1 rRNA gene is annotated in these 2,922 nt (G+C 54.4%); it reads right to left on the bottom strand.

Annotated features, from left to right (window positions below):
* Positions 1 to 2 precede the first annotated feature (2 nt).
* Positions 3 to 2,921 (bottom strand): 23S ribosomal RNA (locus tag CBW46_RS20855).
* Between the last annotated feature and the right edge of the window lies 1 nt (position 2,922).

The following is a 2,922-nucleotide window of genomic DNA, read 5'->3' as shown; positions in this document are numbered from 1 at the left end:
AGTTGGATAAGCCCTCGACCGATTAGTATTCGTCAGCTGCACACGTTACCGTGCTTCCACCCCGAACCTATCAACCTCGTCGTCTACAAGGGGTCTTACATACTGGGAAATCTCATCTTGAGGGGGGCTTCGCGCTTAGATGCTTTCAGCGCTTATCCCGTCCGTACGTAGCTATCCAGCCGTGCTCCTGGCGGAACAACTGGTACACCAGCGGTACGTCCATCCCGGTCCTCTCGTACTAAGGACAGCTCCTCTCAAATTTCCTACGCCCACGACAGATAGGGACCGAACTGTCTCACGACGTTCTGAACCCAGCTCGCGTACCGCTTTAATGGGCGAACAGCCCAACCCTTGGGACCTACTTCAGCCCCAGGATGCGATGAGCCGACATCGAGGTGCCAAACCTCCCCGTCGATGTGGACTCTTGGGGGAGATAAGCCTGTTATCCCCAGGGTAGCTTTTATCCGTTGAGCGATGGCCCTTCCATGCGGTACCACCGGATCACTAAGCCCGACTTTCGTCCCTGCTCGACCTGTATGTCTCGCAGTCAAGCTCCCTTATGCCTTTGCACTCTGCGAATGATTTCCAACCATTCTGAGGGAACCTTGGGGCGCCTCCGTTACATTTTAGGAGGCGACCGCCCCAGTCAAACTGCCCACCTGACACTGTCCCCGCACCGGATCACGGTACTAGGTTAGAACTCCGATACGATCAGGGTGGTATCCCAACGGCGCCTCCACCTAAGCTGGCGCTCAAGCTTCAACGGCTCCCACCTATCCTGTACAGATCGTACCAAAGTCCAATATCAAGCTGCAGTAAAGCTCCATGGGGTCTTTCCGTCTTGTCGCGGGTAACCTGCATCTTCACAGGTATTAAAATTTCACCGGATCTCTCGTTGAGACAGCGCCCAAGTCGTTACGCCATTCGTGCGGGTCAGAATTTACCTGACAAGGAATTTCGCTACCTTAGGACCGTTATAGTTACGGCCGCCGTTTACTGGGGCTTCGGTTCATAGCTTCGCCTTGCGGCTAACCACTCCCCTTAACCTTCCAGCACCGGGCAGGCGTCAGCCCGTATACTTCGCCTTGCGGCTTCGCACAGACCTGTGTTTTTGCTAAACAGTCGCTTGGGCCTTTTCACTGCGGCCCCCTCGGGCTATTCACCCTACCGAGGCACCCCTTCTCCCGAAGTTACGGGGTCATTTTGCCGAGTTCCTTAACGAGAGTTCTTCCGCGCGCCTTAGCATGCTCTGCTCGCCTACCTGTGTCGGTTTGCGGTACGGGCACCTTCTCCCTGGCTAGAGGCTTTTCTTGGCAGCCTGAACTCATGACCTTCGCTACTGTAATTTTCACTCCCCATCACAGACCAGCCTTACGATGTGCGGATTTGCCTACACACCAGCCTCTCTGCTTGGACGGACATCCATCAGTCCGCGTCACTATCCTTCTGCGTCACCCCATTGCTCATAACGGTTTACGGTGGTACAGGAATATCAACCTGTTGTCCTTCGACTACGCCTTTCGGCCTCGCCTTAGGTCCCGACTTACCCTGAGAGGACGAGCCTTCCTCAGGAACCCTTAGGCTTTCGGCGGACAAGATTCTCACTTGTCTTTTCGTTACTCATACCGGCATTCTCACTTGTATGCTGTCCAGCGCTCCTCACGGTACACCTTCAACCCACATACAACGCTCCCCTACCCAAGAACACAAGGTTCTAGCCATAGCTTCGGTGGTGTGTTTAGCCCCGTTACATTTTCGGCGCAGAGTCACTCGACCAGTGAGCTATTACGCACTCTTTCAATGGTGGCTGCTTCTAAGCCAACATCCTGGTTGTCTTTGCAACTCCACATCCTTTCCCACTTAACACACACTTGGGGACCTTAGCCGATGGTCTGGGCTGTTTCCCTCTTGACAATGGATCTTAGCACTCACTGTCTGACTCCCGGATACAAGTCTGTGGCATTCGGAGTTTGACTGGACTTGGTAACCCTTGGCGGGCCCCGCACCCAATCAGTGCTCTACCTCCACGACTCTTGACTCCGAGGCTAGCCCTAAAGCTATTTCGGGGAGAACCAGCTATCTCCGAGTTCGATTGGAATTTCTCCGCTACCCCCACCTCATCCCCGAATTTTTCAACATTCGTGGGTTCGGGCCTCCAGTGCGTGTTACCGCACCTTCACCCTGGACAGGGGTAGATCACACGGTTTCGGGTCTACGTCCACATACTCATGCGCCCTATTCAGACTCGCTTTCGCTGCGGCTCCGTCTATTCAACTTAACCTCGCATGGGAACGTAACTCGCCGGTTCATTCTACAAAAGGCACGCCATCACCCATTAACGGGCTCTGACTTCTTGTAAGCACACGGTTTCAGGTTCTATTTCACTCCGCTCCCGCGGTTCTTTTCACCTTTCCCTCACGGTACTGCTTCACTATCGGTCACTAGGGAGTATTTAGCCTTGGCAGATGGTCCTGCCTGCTTCCCACGAGGTTTCACGTGTCTCGCGGTACTCGGGATCCGTCTAGGATTTTTGCAGACTTTCAGCTACGGGGCTGTTACCCTCTTTGGCCGGCCTTTCCAGACCGCTTCACCTAATCTGCTCAATCCATGTTGACGTCCCACAACCCCAAGGAGCAAGCCCCTTGGTTTGGGCTGTTCCGCRTTCGCTCGCCGCTACTGACGGAATCACTATTGTTTTCTTCTCCTGAGGGTACTTAGATGTTTCAGTTCCCCTCGTATGCCTCCTCAGCAGCTATGTGTTCACTGCCGGGTACATGCGTATTACCGCATGCAGGTTCCCCCATTCGGACATCCCCGGATCAAAGCCTGCTTACGGCTCCCCGAGGCATTTCGTCGTTCGCCACGTCCTTCTTCGGCTCCTAGTGCCTAGGCATCCTCCGTGTGCTCTTATTAGCTTAACCA

Origin of the sequence: Paenibacillus xerothermodurans (genome assembly GCF_002220865.2) — a bacterium.
Classification (GTDB): Bacteria; Bacillota; Bacilli; order Paenibacillales; family NBRC-103111; genus Paenibacillus_S; species Paenibacillus_S xerothermodurans.
Note: the sequence above shows the minus strand (reverse complement) of the source record. Positions and strands in the feature narration are given on the sequence as shown.